General features: G+C 72.5%; 21 protein-coding genes. 12 read left to right on the top strand and 9 right to left on the bottom strand.

Annotated features, from left to right (window positions below):
- Window positions 1–160: 160 nt before the first annotated feature.
- The 7 genes from OG357_RS17870 (at window position 161) to ygfZ (ending at window position 6,504) form a co-directional block, all read left to right on the top strand.
- Window positions 161–925, top strand: coding sequence for a hypothetical protein (locus OG357_RS17870; protein WP_329622109.1), 765 nt, complete (start codon window positions 161–163; stop codon window positions 923–925).
- The gene (locus OG357_RS17865) at window positions 922–1,710 is read left to right on the top strand and encodes a hypothetical protein (protein WP_329622108.1); all 789 of its coding nucleotides are present in this window, start codon (window positions 922–924) and stop codon (window positions 1,708–1,710) included. Before OG357_RS17870 ends, OG357_RS17865 begins: the two co-directional genes overlap by 4 nt.
- Entirely contained in the window at window positions 1,707–2,606 is a 900-nt protein-coding gene (locus OG357_RS17860; RefSeq protein ID WP_329622107.1) for a hypothetical protein, read from the top strand. Before OG357_RS17865 ends, OG357_RS17860 begins: the two co-directional genes overlap by 4 nt.
- A gap of 234 nt (window positions 2,607–2,840) precedes the next feature.
- On the top strand, window positions 2,841–3,413 hold the full coding sequence (locus OG357_RS17855) for an FABP family protein (RefSeq protein WP_317597697.1): 573 nt from the start codon (window positions 2,841–2,843) through the stop codon (window positions 3,411–3,413).
- Between the two features lie 350 nt (window positions 3,414–3,763).
- Window positions 3,764–5,026, top strand: coding sequence for an RNA-guided endonuclease InsQ/TnpB family protein (locus OG357_RS17850; RefSeq protein ID WP_329622106.1), 1,263 nt, complete (start codon window positions 3,764–3,766; stop codon window positions 5,024–5,026).
- A gap of 49 nt (window positions 5,027–5,075) precedes the next feature.
- The gene (locus tag OG357_RS17845; protein ID WP_329622105.1) at window positions 5,076–5,513 is read left to right on the top strand and encodes a Fur family transcriptional regulator; all 438 of its coding nucleotides are present in this window, start codon (window positions 5,076–5,078) and stop codon (window positions 5,511–5,513) included.
- 10 nt (window positions 5,514–5,523) lie between these two features.
- Window positions 5,524–6,504, top strand: coding sequence for a CAF17-like 4Fe-4S cluster assembly/insertion protein YgfZ (gene ygfZ, locus OG357_RS17840; protein ID WP_329622104.1), 981 nt, complete (start codon window positions 5,524–5,526; stop codon window positions 6,502–6,504).
- A 22-nt stretch (window positions 6,505–6,526) separates the two neighbouring features.
- Here the strand turns inward: ygfZ and dtd are convergent, their stop codons facing one another.
- On the bottom strand, window positions 6,527–6,952 hold the full coding sequence (gene dtd / locus OG357_RS17835) for a D-aminoacyl-tRNA deacylase (RefSeq protein ID WP_317597702.1): 426 nt from the start codon (window positions 6,950–6,952) through the stop codon (window positions 6,527–6,529).
- A 129-nt stretch (window positions 6,953–7,081) separates the two neighbouring features.
- On the opposite strand from dtd, the gene OG357_RS17830 reads away from it, so the two are divergent.
- Both OG357_RS17830 and OG357_RS17825 read left to right on the top strand, forming a co-directional pair.
- Window positions 7,082–7,726 (top strand): RsiG family protein, encoded by a 645-nt coding sequence (locus OG357_RS17830; RefSeq protein ID WP_329622103.1) that lies wholly within the window; start codon window positions 7,082–7,084, stop codon window positions 7,724–7,726.
- An 87-nt stretch (window positions 7,727–7,813) separates the two neighbouring features.
- Entirely contained in the window at window positions 7,814–9,061 is a 1,248-nt protein-coding gene (locus OG357_RS17825; RefSeq protein ID WP_329622102.1) for a GNAT family N-acetyltransferase, read from the top strand.
- Window positions 9,062–9,086: 25 nt separating this feature from the next.
- On the opposite strand, the gene OG357_RS17820 is transcribed toward OG357_RS17825, so the two are convergent.
- Window positions 9,087–9,842: an ABC transporter permease gene (locus OG357_RS17820; RefSeq protein WP_329622101.1), complete on the bottom strand. Its 756-nt coding sequence runs from the start codon at window positions 9,840–9,842 to the stop codon at window positions 9,087–9,089.
- On the bottom strand, window positions 9,835–10,797 hold the full coding sequence (locus OG357_RS17815; protein ID WP_329622100.1) for an ABC transporter ATP-binding protein: 963 nt from the start codon (window positions 10,795–10,797) through the stop codon (window positions 9,835–9,837). Before OG357_RS17815 ends, OG357_RS17820 begins: the two co-directional genes overlap by 8 nt.
- Window positions 10,798–10,952: 155 nt before the next feature.
- Between OG357_RS17815 and OG357_RS17810 the strand changes: the two genes are divergently transcribed.
- Genes OG357_RS17810 through OG357_RS17800 form a run of 3 tightly spaced genes read left to right on the top strand, consistent with a single transcriptional unit; the run spans window position 10,953 to window position 14,509 of the window.
- Window positions 10,953–11,729: a TetR/AcrR family transcriptional regulator gene (locus OG357_RS17810; RefSeq protein WP_329622099.1), complete on the top strand. Its 777-nt coding sequence runs from the start codon at window positions 10,953–10,955 to the stop codon at window positions 11,727–11,729.
- Window positions 11,726–12,385: a TetR/AcrR family transcriptional regulator gene (locus OG357_RS17805; protein WP_329622098.1), complete on the top strand. Its 660-nt coding sequence runs from the start codon at window positions 11,726–11,728 to the stop codon at window positions 12,383–12,385. The genes OG357_RS17810 and OG357_RS17805 overlap by 4 nt, the downstream gene beginning before the upstream one ends.
- Window positions 12,386–12,445: 60 nt before the next feature.
- Window positions 12,446–14,509 (top strand): HelD family protein, encoded by a 2,064-nt coding sequence (locus OG357_RS17800; protein ID WP_329622097.1) that lies wholly within the window; start codon window positions 12,446–12,448, stop codon window positions 14,507–14,509.
- On the opposite strand, the gene OG357_RS17795 is transcribed toward OG357_RS17800, so the two are convergent.
- From OG357_RS17795 to OG357_RS17770, 6 genes are all read right to left on the bottom strand, one after another.
- Complete coding sequence (locus OG357_RS17795) at window positions 14,412–15,434, bottom strand: helix-turn-helix transcriptional regulator (RefSeq protein WP_329622096.1); 1,023 nt, start codon at window positions 15,432–15,434, stop codon at window positions 14,412–14,414. The genes OG357_RS17800 and OG357_RS17795 overlap by 98 nt on opposite strands.
- Window positions 15,435–15,444: 10 nt before the next feature.
- Window positions 15,445–16,890, bottom strand: a complete 1,446-nt coding sequence (locus OG357_RS17790) for an MFS transporter (RefSeq protein WP_329622095.1) — start codon at window positions 16,888–16,890, stop codon at window positions 15,445–15,447.
- Between the two features lie 90 nt (window positions 16,891–16,980).
- The gene (locus OG357_RS17785; protein ID WP_329622094.1) at window positions 16,981–17,466 is read right to left on the bottom strand and encodes a MarR family winged helix-turn-helix transcriptional regulator; all 486 of its coding nucleotides are present in this window, start codon (window positions 17,464–17,466) and stop codon (window positions 16,981–16,983) included.
- 243 nt (window positions 17,467–17,709) lie between these two features.
- The gene (locus OG357_RS17780; RefSeq protein ID WP_443066691.1) at window positions 17,710–18,297 is read right to left on the bottom strand and encodes a DinB family protein; all 588 of its coding nucleotides are present in this window, start codon (window positions 18,295–18,297) and stop codon (window positions 17,710–17,712) included.
- 62 nt (window positions 18,298–18,359) lie between these two features.
- Window positions 18,360–18,779, bottom strand: coding sequence for a VOC family protein (locus OG357_RS17775; protein WP_329622093.1), 420 nt, complete (start codon window positions 18,777–18,779; stop codon window positions 18,360–18,362).
- Between the two features lie 75 nt (window positions 18,780–18,854).
- Window positions 18,855–19,250 carry a helix-turn-helix transcriptional regulator gene (locus OG357_RS17770; protein ID WP_329622092.1) on the bottom strand — a complete coding sequence of 132 codons (396 nt, stop codon included), beginning with the start codon at window positions 19,248–19,250 and terminating at the stop codon, window positions 18,855–18,857.
- Between the last annotated feature and the right edge of the window lie 78 nt (window positions 19,251–19,328).

Here is a 19,328-nt window from a genome sequence, read left to right as displayed (position 1 = left end):
CCCCTGTGCCTCTCACGTGTCAGTTGGGTGCGCGGATGACGGAATCCGCCCTTCAGGTCTCGTGGGGGGACTGTTGAGTATCGAAGAAAGTGTCCAAAATACGGATACGGCACCGCCGTCGGAGCCGGAGACCGGGCCGGAACCCACCCTTCCGGTCTCCGTGCGGGACGACGCGCAGGATGTGGTTCCGGACACACCGCCGACCGTACGGCCGCGCCGCCGTGCCCTCCGTACGGTCGGGCTGATCGCCGTCGCCGCCGTCCTCGGCCTCGTCGGCGGCACCGCCACCGGCTACGGCATCCAGGCCGAGCGCGAACCGACACCACTGCCCGCGCTGAACCAGCCGGGTCTCGCCTACCCGAAGCCGCTCCCGAAGGGGGAGGAGCCCGAGCCGCTCTCCGCCGCCGAGGACCGTCAGGTGAAGGCCAACGGTGATCTGCGGAAGCTGCTCCTGCCGCGCCCGAAGGGCGCGCGGGCCGACGGCGAGGACGGGTGGGAGTCGCTGGACGCGTACGCCTCCCGGTACACGCGGCCCAGCAACGCGCTGACGCGCCAGCTCGACCTCGGGATCCGGCGGGTCGCGACGCGGTCGTGGATGTCGGGCGAGCGCCGGTCCGTCACGATCGACCTCATCCAGTACCGGTCCGGTGCCCAGGCGGGCGCGGCGGAGCACGTGGCGAGCCAGCAGCGCATCGCGGGCTTCGACGACAACGCGAACTACGAGGGCGAGACGGTGAAGGGGTCCGGCAACGGCCGCTCCTACCTCTACCCGGTGGAGCGTGAGCCGGGATACCTGGACTTCTACGTGGCCCGGGCCTTCGTCCAGCACGGGGACATCGCGATCGTGATCTACATGTCGGACACCGAGAAGATCGCCGAGAAGGACATCCGTTCTCTGGCCGAGCGGCAGTTGGAGCGCCTGTGACCGAGAAGACCGCGGGCCGGACGCGCCGGCTCCTGACGAACGTACTGACCGCCGTGCTGGTGCTCGGGGCCGTCGGCGGCGGTGTCGCGTACACGGCCGTCACCGTCGACGGCGCCGACCGGACCGCGCCCACCGTGGCGTGGGCGGATCCCACCGTGACACCCCCCGCGGACCCGGTCAGCGGTCTGGCCAAGGGCCGCGCCTCCACGCCGCTGAGCAAGCTCCTCCTGCCCGTCCCCGAGGGGTACTGGCTCGGCTCGGACATCGAGGGGTACGGCAACGACGACGAACTGGGTGCCAAGGAGTCCGAGGCCCTGTTCAAGAAGACGAGCAAGGGCCTCTACGGCAAGAAGCGCCGCGAGTTCGAGAAGCAGATCGACGCGCTCGGGATCCAGGGCATGGCGATGCGCTCGTACGCCTCGCAGGACAGCGATCTCCAGGTGGAGGTGAGCGTCCTGCGGATGAAGGACAAGAAGGCGGTCCGTGCGTTCTTCGAACTGCACAAGGAACTGGCCGAGTTCGTGGACATGCCGAAGGGGCCGAGGGTCAAGGACCACGCGAAGAACGCCGCCTGCTGGGTGGTGCCCGATCCCGCCAAGCCGGAGGACGCCGAGGACAAGGAGCAGTGGGAGGAGCGGCTGCGGGCCGTGACCTGCGCGGCGTACGACGGCGAGGTGGCGGTTTCCGTCTGGGCGGCCGGAGCCACCCGGTTCGACAAGAAGGCGGTGGCGGAGCTCCTGGAGAAGCAGCTCCGGCACATCGAGTCCCCGGGGGAGTACGTATGACCGAGCAGTCGACCGGGACGGCGGAGACCGTCCCCGCGCCGGAGGCTCCGGCCCCCGCGCCCGCGCCCGCGCCGGAGGCTCCGGCAGCCGTCTCCCCTGTCCCCGTCTCCCCTGTCCCCGTCGCCCCCGCCGTCCCCGGCCGGTCGCGCCGGGTCCTGTGGGCCGTCGCTCGCTGGACGGCCGCCGTCGTCGTCTGCGGAGGCGTCGGCGCCGGTACGGCCATGGGGATCACCGCGCTCGACCGGAGCGACGTCCCCGGTCTCGCGACCGAGAGCGACGGCCGCTGGGAGTACCCGCGGCTCCGGCTGCCCGCCCTCCCGGCGGACCGGCCGCGCCCCTTCACCCCGGGCAACGAGGGCGAGATCCACTACGCCGACGCGCGTCAGCTCCTCCTGCCCGCGCCGGCGGGCGCCACCGTCGACCCGAAGCTCACCGGCGGCTGGGTGTCCGAGGACGCCTACCTCGCGGGCTACGGGAAGGAGGAGCGCGCGCGGCTGAAGGTCGCCCTCGGCGACACGGCCCTGCGCCACATCGCGGCCCGGGGCTGGACGACGCCGGACGGCACGACGACCCGGATCCACCTGCTGCGGTTCACCTCCGTCGCCTACGCCGACCGCTTCCGGATCGAGTCCCTGAAGAGCGGGGACACGGACGAGGAGCTTCCGCTGGGGGTCGCCGAGGCGGAGATCATCGACGGTGCCTCGGGTGACGTCCAGGTGCCGGAGGTGACCGCGTACACGTACCAGGAGAAGAAGCCGTACGGCCCGGAGCAGACCCGGTGGGCGTACATCATGGCCGGTGACACGCTCACGATGGTCACCCAGACACGGAAGGGCGGAACGCTCGCCGTGCCCTTCCAGCAGACCGTCGCCCTCCAGGCGCAGCTGCTCGGCTAGCCGTCACCGTACGCGGCTAGACCCACCTCACAGAGTGGGCCGGGCCCCCGCCCACTAAGCTGGGGTCCGGCCCGTTCCGCCTTCACCGCTCAGTCGAGGAGCACCCTGTGATCATTTTCTTCGAAGTCCTGCTGGTCCTCGTCGCCGTCGGCGTGCTCGCCTTCACCGGACTGGCCGTGAAGAAGCTGTACCAGGGCCAGCGCTAACCACTTCTAGAGAACGCCAGAGCTGCTCATGATCGAGATCCCGTCCGACCTCAATCCGGACCTCGTCCCCCTCGCGTTCCTGCTCGGTACGTGGGAGGGCGCGGGCGTCTCCGACTTCCCCGGCGCCGAGAAGTGCAACTTCGGCCAGTCCGTGACGTTCAGCCACGACGGCCGGGACTTCCTCGAGTACCACTCGCACTCCTGGGTTCTCGACAAAGACGGCAACAAGGTCCGTCCGCTGGAGAGCGAGAGCGGCTACTGGCGCATCGACAAGGACCGCAAGGTCGAGATCGTCATGGTCCGCGACGAGGGCATCGTCGAGATCTGGTACGGCGAGCTCGCCGACCAGAAGCCGCAGATCGACCTCGCGACGGACGCCGTCGCCCGGACTGCGGCCTCGGGCCCGTACAGCGGTGGCAAGCGCCTCTACGGCTACGTGAAGAGCGACCTCATGTGGGTCGGCGAGAAGGCGACCCCCGAGGTCCCGCTCCGCCCCTACATGTCGGCGCACCTGAAGAAGGTCGTGACGCCCGAGGAGGTCGCGGAGATGGCCCGCAACCTCGGCGACCTGCCGGACGACGGCATCGCCTTCTTCCGGTAAGGCCTGGGCAACCGCTCTTTCCGAGGGCCTGCCGGCTATTGCCGGCAGGCCCTCGCGCGTTACTCACGCGAAGATCAAAGGTTCACGGATTCAGACTGTCCGAACCACCCGCACGCCACAAGCGCGGGCTGGGGCTGTCACCTTTCGGCCGGGGGTATTGCTGTTCACTCGACGTCGGAACTGATGGCAGAAAGTCGCATGAACGTGCGGATTGCGGCCAGTGTGGCGAAGAGTTCCATCATCAGGGCTCGGTGTTCGGGGTGGCCGGTAGCGTTGCGGTTATGGGTGAGCCGGGTGTGCCCCGGCCATCGATTCGTCAGCATGGTCCGCGGGCGGGATCGGGAGGGGTGTTGAAACGGCAGCGTGGTCACAAGGCGCGGCTCTGCCTCACCCCGGCTCAGGCATCGGCGGCTGAGGATCAGGGGCATGCGGCCCGCGCTTTGTGGAACCTCGTGCACGACTGGTGGACGATGCTTCCCAAGGGGTGTCGTAGTCTTGCCGCCGCTGATATGGCGATCCGGCAGGGCCGTAAGGATCTTCCCTGGCTCGGCGTCCTGCCCGCTCAAGCGGCGCAGGCTGTGCTGAAGACGTACTTTCAGGCGTGGAAGAACTGCTGGGAGGGCCGCGCCCAGGCCCCGGCCTTCAAGGGCCGCTTCCGCTCGCGCATGGCCATCGACATCCCGCAGGGCCGCGACCTCCAGATCGTGCGCCTGAACCGTCGGTGGGGGCGTATGTGGGCGCCGAAGATCGGGCACGTGCTGTTCCGCTGGACCAGGGATCTTCCCGTCGGCAAGCGTGCCGACAAGGGAAACCGGGTTTCCGGGGCCCGACTGGTGAAGGAGGCGGACGGCTGGTACGTCGTCTTCCGCGTCCAGCGCGAGGTACCCGAACCGGCTGGGCACACCGGCCCGACCGTGGGCATCGACCGGGGCATCGCCAAGCCCCTCGCCCTGTCCGACGGCACCTTCCGCGAACACGGCCACTGGCTCACCGAGGGTGAGACGAAGCGGCTGCGCCGACTGGAGAAGGCCAGGGAGCGGAGGCGCCGGGATCGCAAGCCCGGCGTGGGGGACTCGCGCCGCCTCACGCGTACGTACAACCAGATCGCCCAGCTCCGTGCGACAGCCAAGCGTCGAGCGGTCGACTGGCAGCACAAGACCACCACCGGCATCGCCGAGACGTTCTCGCGGATCGGGGTGGAAGACCTGTCCATCACCCGCATGGTCAAGTCCGCCAGAGGGACCGTGGAAGCCCCCGGGAGGAATGTCCGACAGAAGGCCGGGCTGAGCCGGGCGATCGCCGGCGAGGCGTGGGGCCGCACGGTGACCATGCTGGAGTACAAGGCCGCCGACCGCGGTGGCATCGTGGTCAAGGTCCCCGCCCCCGACACCTCAAGGCGTTGCTCCGTCTGCGGCCGCATCACCCCCGACAACCGGGAAACCCAGGCCTGCTTCGTGTGCAAGAACCCCGACTGCGGGTTTGAGGCCAACGCGGACACCAACGCGGGACGTAACATCGATCACGCCGCCGGGCAGGCGGTGTCAGGACGTGGAGACCTCGGGGACACCCGGTCTGCGAAGCGTCAATCACCCACCAGGCCGCATGCGACCTGAGTAGGGAGTCCGCCCCGTGCACGGGGCGGGGGATGTCAAACTGGGGGGCGTGGTGACCACGGACTGGAAGAGCGACCTGCGGCAGCGCGGCTACCGGCTGACGCCGCAGCGCCAGCTCGTCCTGGAGGCCGTCGACGCGCTGGAGCACGCGACGCCCGACGAGATCCTGGTCGAGGTCCGCAGGACCGCGTCCGGGGTGAACATCTCCACCGTGTACCGGACCCTGGAGCTCCTGGAGGAGCTCGGGCTCGTGAGCCACGCCCATCTGGGGCACGGGGCTCCCACGTACCACCTCGCCGACCGGCACCACCATCTGCACCTGGTCTGCCGGGACTGCTCCGGCGTCATCGAGGCGGACGTCGAGGTGGCCGCCGAGTTCACCGGGAAGCTCCGCGAGGCCTTCGGCTTCGAGACGGACATGAAGCACTTCGCCATCTTCGGCCGCTGCGCCGAGTGTGCCAGGAAGGCCGCCGACGCCGAGTCGTAGGCTGGCTCCTATGCAGCGACATTCAACGATCAGCCCACTGCTGGCCCTGCCCGGCGCCGTTGCCGCCGAAGGCCGCGACGAAGGCGTCGCCGCCCACTACGGCGATCTGTTCCGCGAGCAGCGCGCCCTCGCCGACGGCTCCGGTTTCGTCGACCTCTCCCACCGCGGTGTAGTCGCCGTCACCGGCGACGACCGGCTGAGCTGGCTGCACCTGCTCGTCACCCAGCACATGACCGACCTGCCGCCCGGGCAGGCGACCGAGGCGCTCGTCCTCTCCGCGAACGGGCACATCGAGCACGCCCTGTACCTCGTCGACGACGGCGAGACGCTCTGGGCGCACGTCGAGCCGGGGACCCGGGAGGAGCTCGTCGCCTACCTGGAGTCGATGAAGTTCTTCTACCGGGTCGAGGTCGCCGACCGTACGGACGACATTGCGGTCGTCCACCTCCCGGCCGGCTCCATCGCCGAGGTCCCCGACGGTGCCGTCGTACGGGAGACCCCGCACGGCCGCGACCTGTTCCTGCCCCGCGCCGGCCTGGAGTCCTTCGCCGCCTCGCACGGCCCGGCCGCCGGGATCCTCGCGTACGAGGCGCTGCGCGTCGAGGCGCACCGGCCGCGGCTCGGCTTCGAGACCGACCACCGGACCATCCCGCACGAGGTCGGCCTCATCGGCAGCGCCGTCCACCTCCAGAAGGGCTGCTACCGGGGGCAGGAGACCGTCGCCCGCGTGCAGAACCTGGGGAAGCCGCCGCGCCGCCTGGTCTTCCTGCACCTGGACGGCAGCGAGGTTCTGCTGCCCGCGCACGGCGCGCCGGTCCGGCTGGCCGCCGACGGGGAGGAGGGCCGGCAGCTCGGTTTCGTGACGACCGCCGTCCGCCACCACGAGCTGGGGCCGATCGCCCTGGCCCTGGTGAAGCGGAACGTCCCGGTGGACGCGCCGCTGATCGTCGGGAACACGGCGGCCGCGCAGGAGACGGTCGTCGAGCCGTAGGGGAGCAGGGGCGTACGGACGACTAGACGTCCAGCAGGACCGTGAACGGGCCGTGGTTCGTGAGCGAGACGCGCATGTCCGCTCCGAAGCGGCCCGTTTCCACGTGCGCTCCCAGGTTCCGCAGCTGCGCGACGACCTCGTCGACGAGGGGCTCGGCGACCGGGCCGGGGGCGGCGGCGTTCCAGGTGGGGCGGCGGCCCTTGCGGGCGTCTCCGTAGAGGGTGAACTGAGAGATCACCAGCAGCGGCGCGTTCACGTCGGAGCACGACTTCTCGCCGTCGAGCACCCGGACGGACCAGAGCTTTCTGGCCAATTGGGCGGCCTTCTCCGGGGTGTCGTCGTGGGTCACCCCGACCAGGACGCACAGCCCCTCGCCGACGATCTCTCCGACGGTCTCCCCTGCGACGACGACGCTCGCGCCGTCCACTCTCTGCACCACAGCTCGCATGTGTCCCAACGTACCGGCCGGGAACAGTGGGGGGCCGAACGGGTGCAGAGCGCCTGCACGTGCACGGCTGGGAGTGGCACGATGCCTGTCAGGCGGTGCGGCTCCGCACCGGTCGAGGGGACGATTCACATGAGTGCACCTGGCACCGGGCCGACGCCGTCCGGCCCCGTACCGCTGTTCCGCGCCGCGAGTGTGGGACGAAGCCCTGGAGGAGGCGTGGGAGGAGGCATGGGCGGAAGCCCGATCGTGCGTCCGCCCGTGCAGCGGACCGCAGAGCCGGCCCTGGCGGACCGGACGCAGCCGGACCTCGGCGCGCTGCGGCTGCCCGAGCTGCGCGCGCTGCGCCGGGAGGCGCAGAGCGACGAGGCCGACCTGAGTTACGTACGCCGGATGCTCCAGGGGCGGATCGACATCCTGCGGGCCGAGCTGGCGCGGCGGACCGACCCGGAGGCCCCGGTCCTCGACCGGCTCTCCGAGATCCTCGCCGACGTGCCCTCGCGCCACCGGACCTCGGCGCGGCACGTGACGCTGTCGACTCCGCGCGGCGAGGAGTACCGGCGGCTGGCGTCCGAGATGCTGTCGGAGGTCGAGCTGTCGGACCTGACGGCCCGTACGGACGAGGAGCTGCACACGGCGATGGGGCGGCTCGCGGGGTACGAGCAGCAGATCTCGCGCCGGCGGCAGGGCCTCCAGCGGACCGCCGACGACTGCAGCGGGGAGATCGCCCGCCGCTACCGGGAGGGCGAGGCACAGGTCGACGACCTGCTGGCCTGAGGGGGCGCGGGGGCGGGGCGTCGGGACGTCGGGGCGTCGCGGGAAACTCGCGTGCGGGGTCCGTGCGGCGCTGCGTAGGGTCGGGGGATGAGTGTCGACGTGCGCGCGGTGACGGAATCCGACTTCCCCGGCTGGCTTCTCGCCCTGCAGACGGGCTTCCTCCGACCGCCCGACACCTCGGACGACCTGGTCGCCGACCGGCTCGCGAACGCCGACCTCGCGCGGACGCTGGGGGCCTTCGACCGGGACCGGATCGTCGGCACCCTCCGGTCGTTCCGGCAGGAGGTCAGTACGGTCGGCGGCGGCAGCCTCACCGCCGACGCCGTCACCCAGGTCACCGTCTCCCCGACGCACCGGCGCCAGGGGCTGCTGGGCCGCATGATGAGCGCCGACCTCGCCGCCGCGAAGGAGCGGGGCGACGCCATCGCCACGCTGATCGCCGCCGAGTACCCGATCTACGGGCGGTACGGCTTCGGCCCGGCCAGCTGGTCCACCGAGTGGAGCGTCGACGTAGGGCGGGCCGGGCTCGACCCGAAGCGCACGGGGCGCCCGGACGACGGCGGCCGGATCGACCTCGCCGACGGCGCGGAGATCCGCAAGATCGGTCCCGCACTGCACCGCCGGCTCGCCGGCGTTCGCGCCGGGGTCACCGACCGCACCACGCGCGGCTGGGAGCTCGGCACCGGTCTCGGGTACCAGCTCGACCCGTGGAAGGAGCCGTTCTACGCGGTCTACCGCTCCGCGTCCGGCGAGGTGGAGGGGTTCGTCGCCTACAGCGCCGACGACAAGTGGGACGACGCCAAGCAGCCCGTGAACACCGCGTCCGTACGGGACCTGATCGCCGTCACGCCGGCCGCCGAGCGGGCCCTCTGGCAGTACGTCTGCTCGATCGACTGGATCAGCACGGTCCGCTCCGGCTACCGGGCGCCGGACGACCTGCTGCCGCTGCTCCTGCCGGACCCGCGCGCGGCGAGGACGCTGACGCACGTCGACATGCTGTGGGTCCGGGTCCTCGACGTCGTCCGGGTCCTGGAGAGCCGGACGTATCCGCTGGACGGGAGCCTCGTCCTCGACCTGCGGGACGCGGACGGTCTGGCGGGCGGGCGCTACCGCCTCGACGCCTCCCCGGCGGGCGCGACCTGTGTCCGTACCCCTGCCGAATCCGCGGATCTCGCCTTCGACATCGCCGAGTTGGGCACGCTCGCCTTCGGTGACGAGTCGGCGGTACGACTGGCCCGGGCCGGGCGCGTCGAGGAGCTCACGCCGGGCGCGGCCGCCCGTGCGGACCTGCTGTTCCGTACGCCGCTGCGGCCGTTCTCGCCCGACATCTTCTGACGTCGTCTTCTGACGTTTTCCGGCCTCAGCGGGTCCGGAGGCGGAAGAGGAAGCCGGAGGCGGCGAGCGCCAGGGTGAGCAGGGCCGCGCACCAGCCCAGCGCCACCCACGGGGCGTCGCCGACCGGCTGGTCGAGCAGCAGGCCGCGCATCGACTCGATGAGCGGGGTCACCGGCTGGTGCTCGGCGAAGCCGTGCAGCCAGCTCGGCATGGTGTCGATCGGCACGAACGCGCTGCTCGGGTACGGCAGGAACATCATGAAGAAGGTGATCGCGCCGGCGGCCTCCGCCGTCCTGGTGACGAGCCCGAGGGCCGCCGAGAGCCAGGAGACGGCGGTGATCCAGGCGAGCAGCAGCCCGATCGCCGCGAGCCAGCCGCCCGGTGTGCCGGTCGGGCGGAAGCCGATGACGAAGGCCGCGCCGAGGACGAGGGTGGTGGAGAGGGCGTTGCGGGTGACGGTGGCCGCGACGTGCCCGGCGAGGAACGGCGTTCCGCCGACGTCGAGCGTGCGGAACCGGTCGACGACCCCGCGCCGCATGTCCTCGCTGACGGTGACGGCGGTGCTCGCCGCGCCGAATCCGGCGCAGAGGACGAGCACGCCGGGGACGACGTAGGTGACGTACCGGGTGCCGGTGTCGATGGCTCCGCCGAAGAAGTAGACGAAGACCAGCATCAGCATGATCGGCATCATCATCGAGGTGATGACGGCGTCGAGGTTGCGGCGGCTGAGTCGGATGCCGCGCCCGGCGAGGGTGCTCGCGGCGGTGAGCGCGTCAGGCACGGGTGAGCTCCTTGTCGGCGGTGAGGGTCAGGAAGACGTCGTCGAGCGTGGCCGTGTGCAGGGTGAAGCGGGCGATGTCCCGGCGCTCGGGGTCGAGTGCGTCGAGCAGTTCGCGGACGTGGACGGCGCTGCCGTCGGTGGGGACGCCGAGCGTGCGGGACGCGGGGTCGTGGGTCGCGGAGGTGCAGCCGGCTTGCGCGGCGCGGGCGGCGAGCCGTACGTAACCCTCCTGGTCGGACGCGACGACGTCGAGGCGGTGGGCGGCGTACCGGGCCTTGAGTTCGGTGGGGGTGCCCTCGGCGAGGGTGCGGCCGTTGCCGAGGACGGCGATGTGGTCGGCGAGCCGGTCGGCCTCCTCCAGGTACTGGGTGGTCAGGAAGACCGTCGTACCGCTCGCGGAGAGTTCGCGGACCACCTCCCACAGTTCCTGCCGGCTGCGCGGGTCGAGGCCGGTGGTCGGTTCGTCGAGGAACATCACGCGGGTCGCGCCGGGGTCGCGGACGAGTCCGGCGGCCAGGTCGAGGCGGCGGCGCATGCCGCCCGAGTACGTCCTGGTCAGCCGGCCGCCGGCGTCGGCGAGGCCGAAGCGTTCGAGGAGTTCGCCGGCGCGGCGCGCGGCGGCGGGCCGGGAGAGGCTGGAGAGCCGGGCCGCCGTCCACAGGTTCTCGGCGCCGGTCTGGGTCTCGTCGACGGCGGCGAACTGTCCGGTGAGGCTGATCGCGTGGCGGACCCGGGAGCGCGCGGTGACGACGTCGTGCCCGGCCACGCGCGCGTGCCCGGCGTCGGGCGTGGCGAGGGTGGCGAGGATGCGGACGGTGGTGGTCTTCCCGGCGCCGTTGGGGCCGAGGAGGGCGAAGACCGTGCCGGGTGCGACATGGAGGTCGAGCGCGTCGAGGACGCGTACGCCTCCGTAGGTCTTGGTCAGGCCGATGGCTTCGACGGCCGGAGGTGGCATGGCGTGCTCCCTGGGCTCATGGGGTCGCGGCGAGGCGCCGTGACACGACCGATGTCGCGTACTGCGTATGTCATACGCGTCACTGTGTAAGGGTTACGCATTACTAGGATGGGCGTCAAGCGTGGGACGTGTGCGAGGTGCGGAGGCGGCGGGTCATGGCGGGCGGCGACGGCGGTAACGGCGGGGACGACGGCGGGACCTTCCTGCCGCCGAGCATCGAGGCGGCTTGGGGGCTGCGGGAGCGCCCCTCGAAGGGGCCCAAGCCCGGCCTGACACTGGACCGGATCGTCGGCGCTGCCGTCTCCCTCGCCTCGGCCGAGGGGCTCGACGCCGTCTCCATGGGCCGGGTCGCCAAGGAGCTCGGCGTCTCGCCCATGTCGCTCTACCGGTACGTCTCCGCCAAGAGCGAGCTGTACGTCCTCATGCAGGAGGCCGCGACGGGCGCCCCACCCGAGCTCTTCCCGCCCGGCACGGGCTGGCGCGAGGCGATGGGGGCGTGGGCCTGGGGGATGCGCGAGGTCTACCACCGCAACCTCTGGATGCTGCGGGTCCCCGTCTTCGGGCCGCCCGCGACCCCGCACATGGTCGCCTGGTGGGAGAAGGCCCTCGTCGCCATGGCGGACACGGGCCTCGACGAGGGCGCCAAGATCTCGGTGACCCTGCTCGTCGCCGGGTTCGTGAAGAACGAGGCCCTGATGACCGCCGACCTCGCCGCCGCGATGGCGGCGGGCGACGGCAGCCCGGAGGAGGTCCTCGCCCGCTACGGCCGCACCCTGAGGCGGCTCGCGGACCCGGAGAAGTACCCGGCGGTGGGGCGCTTGCTGGACTCGGGCGTACTGGACGTCGCGGACGAGCCCGAGGCCGAGTTCCGCTTCGGCCTCGACCGGATCCTGGACGGTGTCGCGGTGCTGGTGGACGGGAGCGCGTCATGAGCCGGGACCCCGGCGACGGCTCTGCTGCCGGCGCCGGCTCTGCCGCAACCCCCGGGCTGCGCGAACGGAAGAAGGAGCGCACCCGGCAGGCCCTGTCGGACGCCGCCGTCGCGCTCTTCCTGGAGAAGGGCTTCGACGCGGTCTCGGTCGCGGAGGTGGCCGCCGCCGCCGAGGTGTCGAAGCCGACCCTCTTCCGGTACTTCCCGGCCAAGGAGGACCTCGTCCTCCACCGGTTCGCGGACCACGAGGACGAGGCCGCCCGGGTCGTGGCCGCGGGGCGCCTGGCCGGGACCGCGCCGCTCGACGCGCTGTACGCGCACGTGCTCGACGGCCTCGGGCGGCAGGACCCGGTGACCGGCCTCTGTGACCACCCGGCCGTGCTCGCGTACCACCGGCTCCTGTACGGCACGCCGGCCCTGGTCGCGCGCCTCCACGCGTACCGGGCGCGGTCGGAGGCGGCCCTCGCGGACGCCCTCGGCGGCGATCCGCTGGACGCGCGGGTCGCGGCCGGGCAGATCGTGGCGGTGCTGCGGGTCCTCGCCGAGGAGAACACGGCCCGGATCGCGGGCGGTGAGACGGCCGGGGAGGTGGCGGCGGACGCGGTGGCGGCGGCCGGGCGGACGTTCCGGGCGCTGCGGGAGGGGCTTCCGTACTGACCCCTTCTGCGAGTCGGTTAAAAATGTAACTCGGTAACGTTTTCCGTTAGTCTTGTCGGAATGACGTCACTGGACCTTGAGCTCGCCCGTGAACGCGCCCACCACGACGCCTGCCGCGCCGCCCTGACCCGGATGACCGAGGACGTCGCCGAACATGTCGTGACCGGCGAGGACGTCGCCGCGTCCGGCGCCGACGCCGAGGCCCTCGGCTTCCACCTCCGCAGCCGCGCCAAGGAGATGGGCGAACAGCCGCCGGGCCCGCTGTTCTTCGGCCGCCTCGACCGCGAGGACGGCCAGACCCACCACATCGGCCGCCGCCGGATCGCCGAGGACCCCTCCGCCCCGCCGCTCGTCGTCGACTGGCGCGCCCCCGTCTCCCGCGCCTACTACCAGGCGGGCGCCCACGACCCGCAGGGCGTCCTCCGGCGCCGCCGCTTCGGCTGGGCCCCGCACAACCGGGGCGCCACGGAGGATCTGACCGCCCTGGAGGACGAACGCCTCGCGGACGGCGGGACGGGGGAGGCGGTGAGCGCGCTCGTCGCCGGGGAGATCGAGCGACCCAGGGTCGGCCCCATGCGGGACATCGCCGCCACCATCCAGCCCGAACAGGACGACCTCGTACGCTCCGACCCGGCCGCCTCGCTGTGCGTGCAGGGCGCGCCCGGCACCGGCAAGACCGCCGTCGGCCTGCACCGGGCCGCGTACCTCCTCTACAGCCATCCCCAGCGGATCCGCCGCTCCGGCCTCCTCGTCCTCGGCCCGCACCGCGCCTTCCTGTCGTACATCGCCGAGGTGCTGCCCTCGCTCGGCGAGACCGGCGTCCGGCAGGCCACCCTCGACGAGGAGCTCGCCCGCCACCCGGTCCGGGCCGAGGACGGGGAGGCGGCGGCCCGGGTCAAGCACGACGCCCGCATGGCGGGGGTGCTGCACCGCGCGCTGTACGGCAGGGTCGACCCGGTCCCGCCGGGCGACCTGGCCGTCCCCGACGGCTCGTACCACTGGCGGCTGCCGGCCGCCGAGCTCGCCGCGATCGTCGAGGCGGTACGGGAGGAGGCGCCGCCCTACGCCACGGGGCGCGAGCGGGTCCGCGCCCGGGTCGTCAGGGCCCTCCAGCTCCGGGCCGAACGCCGGTCGGGGGCGGTGGGCGCGGCCTGGGTGCGGCGCGTCGAACGGGCCGGGGCGGTGACCGCCTTCCTCGACGCGTGCTGGCCGAGGACGACACCGGAGGAGGTGCTCGCGGAGGTGCTGACGGACCCGGACCCGGTGGCGCTCTCGGCCTCTGGCGGTGGGCTGACGGGCGGTGGGCTGACGGAGGGCGAGTCGGCGGCGATCCGCTGGGCGCGGCCGCCGCGGTCGTACCGCTCGGCGCGGTGGACCGCCGCCGATCTCGTCCTCCTCGACGAGCTGGCGGGGCTGATCGAGCGCCCCGAGAGCTACGGCCACGTCGTCGTCGACGAAGCCCAGGACCTCTCGCCCATGCAGTGCAGGGCGATCGCACGCCGGACCGCCTTCGGCTCGCTCACCGTCCTCGGGGACCTCGCCCAGGGCACCGCGCCGTGGGCGGCCCGCGACTGGCGCGAGCAACTGGCCCACCTGGGCAGGGCCGAGGCGCCGGTGGTGCCGCTGACCCTCGGCTACCGCGTGCCCGCGGCGATCGTGGACCTCGCCAACCGGCTCCTGCCGCACCTGGGCGCGGACGTGCCGGCGGGCCGGTCGGTCCGTACCGACGGCGAGGTGACGGTCCATCGGGCGACGGAGACGGCGGACCTCCTGGCCGCGACCCGCGAGGCCGTGCGCGCCGCGCTCGCGACGGAGGGCTCGGTGGGGGTGATCACGGCCGACGGTCTCGTCGGGGAGGTGGGGGAGGCGGTGCGCGGCTGCGGGGCGGAGGCGGGCGCGGGCGAGCGGGTGACCGTACTGCCCGCGACGGCGGTCAAGGGGCTGGAGTTCGACCATGTCGTCGTGGTCGAACCGGCCGCGATCGCGGCGGCCGAGGCGCGCGGCGCGAACCGGTTGTACGTGGTGCTCACCCGGGCCGTGTCGCGGCTGGCGCTGGTGCACTCGGAGGAGCTTCCGGAGTGTCTGGGGACGGTGCCGACGGTGGATTCCCGTACAGCGCGGTGAGTTCGGCGCCGATGCGGGCGAGTGCCGTGCGGGCCCCGGGTGGGTCGAGGAGTTCCACGCGGGCTCCCAGGCCCGCGAGTCGGGCGGCGACGACCTCGGGCGAGGGTCCGTCGATCTCGATGGACGCCCAGCCGTCCGGGGCGCGTTCCCCGTACCGTATCCGCCCTTCGACGAGTCCTTCGAGGACGGACTCCGTGCCCGGGGCGGCTCTGCCGCGGACCGTCGCGGCGACCATGCGGTCCTCCATGCGGGCGGCGAGCGCGCGCCAGGCGGTGGGGAGGTCGAAGTCCTCGGGGCGGACGGCGGGGGCGCCCGTCTCGGTCACGGAGGTGATCCGGCCGACCCGGAAGACGCGCAGGCCGTGCTCCGTACCGGCGACGAGGTAGTGGACGCCGGTCTTCGTGGCGATCCCGAGCGGGTGGACGGTCCGTTCGCTCGGTTCCCGGCCCGGGCGGGCGTACCCGATCGTGAGCTCGCGTTCCTCGACCACGGCCTGCTGGAGAGCGGCCAGTCGGGGTTCCTCGGTGACCGAGACGGGGGCGCCGGCCCAGTCGGTGCCGTCGGCGGTCCCGGCGCGGGCGGCGGCCTCGGCGCCCGCGCGGAGGGGCGAGGGGAGGGCCCGTACGAGCTTGCGCAGGGCGGTCCGGGTCTGCGGGCTCGTGGGCGTCTTGTCGATCAGGAGGAACAGGGCGCGGACCTCGGGGGCGGTGAGGCCCGTCAGATCGGTACGGGCGCCGCCGACCAACGACCAGCCGCCGCCCACGCCCGCCTGGGAACGGACCGGGACCCCGGCGCTCGCGAGCGCTTCGAGGTCCCGGCGGGCGGTCCTTTCGGACACGTCCAGTTCTGCGGCGAGTTCGGCGGCGGTGACGCGGTGCCTGGTCTGGAGGAAGAGCAGGGCGGCGACGAGGCGGTCGGCTCTCATGGCGTCATTGTCACAGCGTGGTGAGTACGCGCTCGGACTTCCGTGCCTCCGGCTGGTTCCGGGCGGGGCGCAGGACGGTGAAGGCGACGGCCAGGGCGGCGAGGACGAGCGCGGTGCCGACGGCGAAGGCCAGGTGGTAGCCGCCGGTCAGGGCCTCGGCGGTGGACCGGCCGGCCTCCGTGAGGGACTCGGTGCGGGAGGCGGCGAGGGTGGAGAGGACCGCGATGCCGAGGGCCATGCCGATCTGCTGGGTGGTGTTGAAGAGGCCGGAGGCCAGGCCCGCGTCCTTCTCCTCGGCGCCGGACATGGCGAGCGAGGTGAGGGCGGGGAGCGCGAGGCCGAAGCCGGCGGCGAGCAGCATCACGGGGAGCAGGTCGGTGGCGTAGTTCGCGTCGACGGGGAGGCGGGTCAGCAGGCCGAGGACGCCGACGAGCAGGAGGAGGCCGGTGAGGAGGATGTTCCGCTCGCCGAAGCGGGCGATGAGGCGGGCCGAGACCCCGAGGGAGACGACGCCGATGACGGCGGCGGCGGGCAGCATCGCGAGGCCGGTCTCGGCGGCGCCGTAGCCGCGGACCTTCTGCAGGTAGAGGGCGACGAGGATCTGGAAGGAGAAGAGCGCGGCGACCATCAGCATCTGGACCAGGTTGGCGCCGGAGACGCTGCGGGAGCGGAGGATCCGCAGGGGCATGAGCGGGTTGGCGGCCTTCGTCTGGCGGACGAGGAAGCCGGCCAGGAGGGCGACGGCGAGGGCGCCGAAGCCGAGGGTGTGCGCCGAACCGGCTCCGTACTCCTCGATGGTGACGACGGCGTAGATCCCGGCCATCAGGCCGGAGGTGACGAGCAGCGCGCCGATGACGTCCGCGCCGGCCTTCAGGCCGAGGCCGCGGTCGGCGGGCAGGGCGGGGAGGGCGAGCAGGAGGGCGGCGACGCCGATGGGGAGATTGATGAAGAAGATCCAGTTCCAGGCGAGGGCGTCGGTGAGGACTCCGCCCAGGACCTGGCCGAGGGAGGCGCCGGCGGCGCCGGTGAAGCTGAACACGGCGATGGCCTTGGCGCGTTCGCGGGGTTCGGCGAAGAGGGTGACGAGGATGCCGAGGCTGACGGCGGCGGACATCGCGCTGCCGACGCCCTGGAGGAAGCGGGCGGCGATCAGGACCTCGGGGGAGGTGGCGGCGCCGGCGAGGAGCGAGGCGGCGGTGAAGAGGCCCGTGCCGAGGAGGAACATCCGCTTGCGGCCGATGAGGTCGCCGAGGCGGCCGGCGAGGAGGAGGAGCGAGCCGAACGCGATGAGGTAGGCGTTGACGACCCAGCTGAGGCCGACGGGGGTGAAGCCGAGGTCGCTCTGGATGGCGGGCATCGCGACGGTGACGATGCTGCCGTCGAGGACCGTCATCAGCATGCTCGTGGCGAGGACACCGAGGGCGAGTGGGCGGGAGGTGCTGGCAGGCGTGGACATGAGCTTCTCTCCTGTTCGGCGGCGGCAACAGGAGAGACGTTAGCAGATGGTTTTGTTGCAGACTATTTTTTACGGGAGGAGTTTCGGGGGTCAGCCGCGCTGGCGGGCCCGGCGGGCCGTCTTCGGGCCCTCGACGGGGGTCTCCAGATGGCCGGTGACCAGGCGGTTCAGCGCGCGGAGCAGGACCTCGCGCTCGTCGTCGGGGAGGGAGGCGAGGGCCTTCTCGTGGACCCCGTCGACGATCTTCTGGCTCTGCTGGGCGACCTTCGCCCCCTCTTCGGTGACGGCGATGATCCGCGCCCGCCGGTCGGTGCTCGACGGCTGCCGCTCGGCGAGCCCGGCCTTCTCCAGGGCGTCGACGGTCACCACCATCGTGGTCTTGTCCATGTCCCCGATCTCGGCGAGCTGCGCCTGCGTGCGCTCCTCCTCCAGGGCGTGGACGAGGACGCAGTGCATGCGGGGGGTGAGCCCGATCTCGCCGAGCTCGGCTGTCATGCGGGTGCGCAGGACGTGGCTGGTGTGGTCGAGGAGATGGGAGAGGTCGGGCTCGGTGCGGGCGGGTGCCATGGCTGTCATGTCTGCCAGGGTAGCGAAAGTCGATCCGTCGCGGATGGTAAGGAAGCGGACGAGTGCCTGGTGGGGGCGGGCCCGGCGGGGCACGATGGCGGTATGACCGTGCCCCTGCTCGACCCCGCGCAAGGGGAGCGGCTCGCGGCGCTCGCCGCCTGGGCGGCGAGCGTCGCCTGAGCGGGGCAGCGCCGACTGAACGGGGGAGCGTCGACTGAACGGGGGAGCGTCGCCTGAGCGGGGGAGCGCCGCTCACATGCCGGTCGCGCCGTCGATGCGTTCGCGGAGGAGGTCGGCGTGGCCGTTGTGGCGGGCGTACTCCTCGATCATGTGGAGGAGGACCCAGCGCAGCGAGACCGTTCCGCGCCAGGAGTCGTGGGCCGAGACGTCGAGGTCGGGGGCCTCGGCCGTGAAGCGTTCGGCGAAGGCGACGGCCGCGTGCCAGGCGTCCCAGGCCGCCGTGACGGCCGCCGCGTCGGGGGTAGCGCCGTCGAAGTCCCCGTCCGGGTCGGCGGGGGACGAGAAGAGCGGCGCCGCATCGGCCTGACCGGCGAGGACCGCGCGGAACCAGCGGCGTTCGACATCGGCGAGGTGCCGGACCAGGCCGAGGAGGGAGAGCGTGGACGGGGCGACGGCGCGGTCGGCCAGGTCGTCCGTGAGGCCCGCGCACTTCAGCACCAGGGTCGCGCGCTGGTCCGCCAGGAACCCGACGAGCATCTGCCGCTCGTCCCCTGTCGCGGGACCGGAGAAGCGGCGCGGCCCCGGGCGCGCCGTCTCGTCGAGGACGTCCGCGCGGCGCCGGGGGCCCGTCGTGTCCGGGGTGTGCGTCTCAACTGTCATGCCGGCCCTCCCTGTTGACCTCCGGGCATGCTGCCATGAAGGGAGGCAGGGAGGGGCGGTCGTCAGCCGGCCTTGCGGGGCTGGGAGAACCGGAGCATGTTGCCCGCCGGGTCGCGGAAGGCACAGTCGCGGACGCCGTACGGCTGGTCGACCGGCTCCTGAAGCACTTCGCCGCCGGCCGCGCGGACGTGCTCGAAGGTGGCGTCGACGTCGTCGGTGGAGAAGATCACGCCGCGCAGCATGCCCTTGGCAAGCAGCTCCGCCATGGCCTGGCGGTCGGCGGCCGAGGCGTTGGGGTCGGCGAGCGGCGGTTCGAGGACGATCTCCACGTCCGGCTGCGCGGGCGAACCGACGGTCACCCAGCGCATCCCCTCGAAGCCGACGTCGTTGCGGACCTCCAGGCCGAGGGCGTCGCGGTAGAAGGTGAGCGCCTTGTCGTGGTCGTCGACGGCGATGAAGCACTGCGAGAGTTTGACGTTCATGGCTTCGACGCTACGACGGTGATCCGGAATTCGCTTCTCCGATCGTGACCGCTTCCGCGCCGGACCCGTCCGCCGTCAGTCGTTCCTGGTCGGGCGCGTGAGGACCTTCGCCACGCACGCCGGGATCACGGCACCCGCCTCGTGACGACGGGCCCGGTACGCGCTCGGGGTCTCGCCCACCAGCTCGGTGAACCGCGAGCTGAACGACCCGAGCGAGGTGCAGCCGACGGCGAAGCAGACCTCGGTCACGCTCAGGTCGCCCCGCCGCAGCAGCGCCTTCGCCCGCTCGACGCGCCGGGTCATGAGGTAGCTGTACGGCGTCTCGCCGTAGGCGGCGCGGAAGCTGCGGGAGAAGTGCCCGGCCGACATCAGCGCGACCCTGGCCAGCGCTGGTACGTCGAGGGGCAGCGCGTAGTCGCGGTCCATCACGTCCCGCGCGCGCCGCAACCGCACCAGATCCTCCAGCTTCACGCTCCCCAGCATCGCACGCGAGGCTGTCACGGCACCTGACCAGCAGTTTCGGCGGTACCACCGTCCATGACCGCGGTC

It is taken from the genome of Streptomyces sp. NBC_01255, assembly GCF_036226445.1.
GTDB lineage: Bacteria > Actinomycetota > Actinomycetes > Streptomycetales > Streptomycetaceae > Streptomyces.
This window is presented reverse-complemented; position numbering and strand designations above follow the sequence as displayed.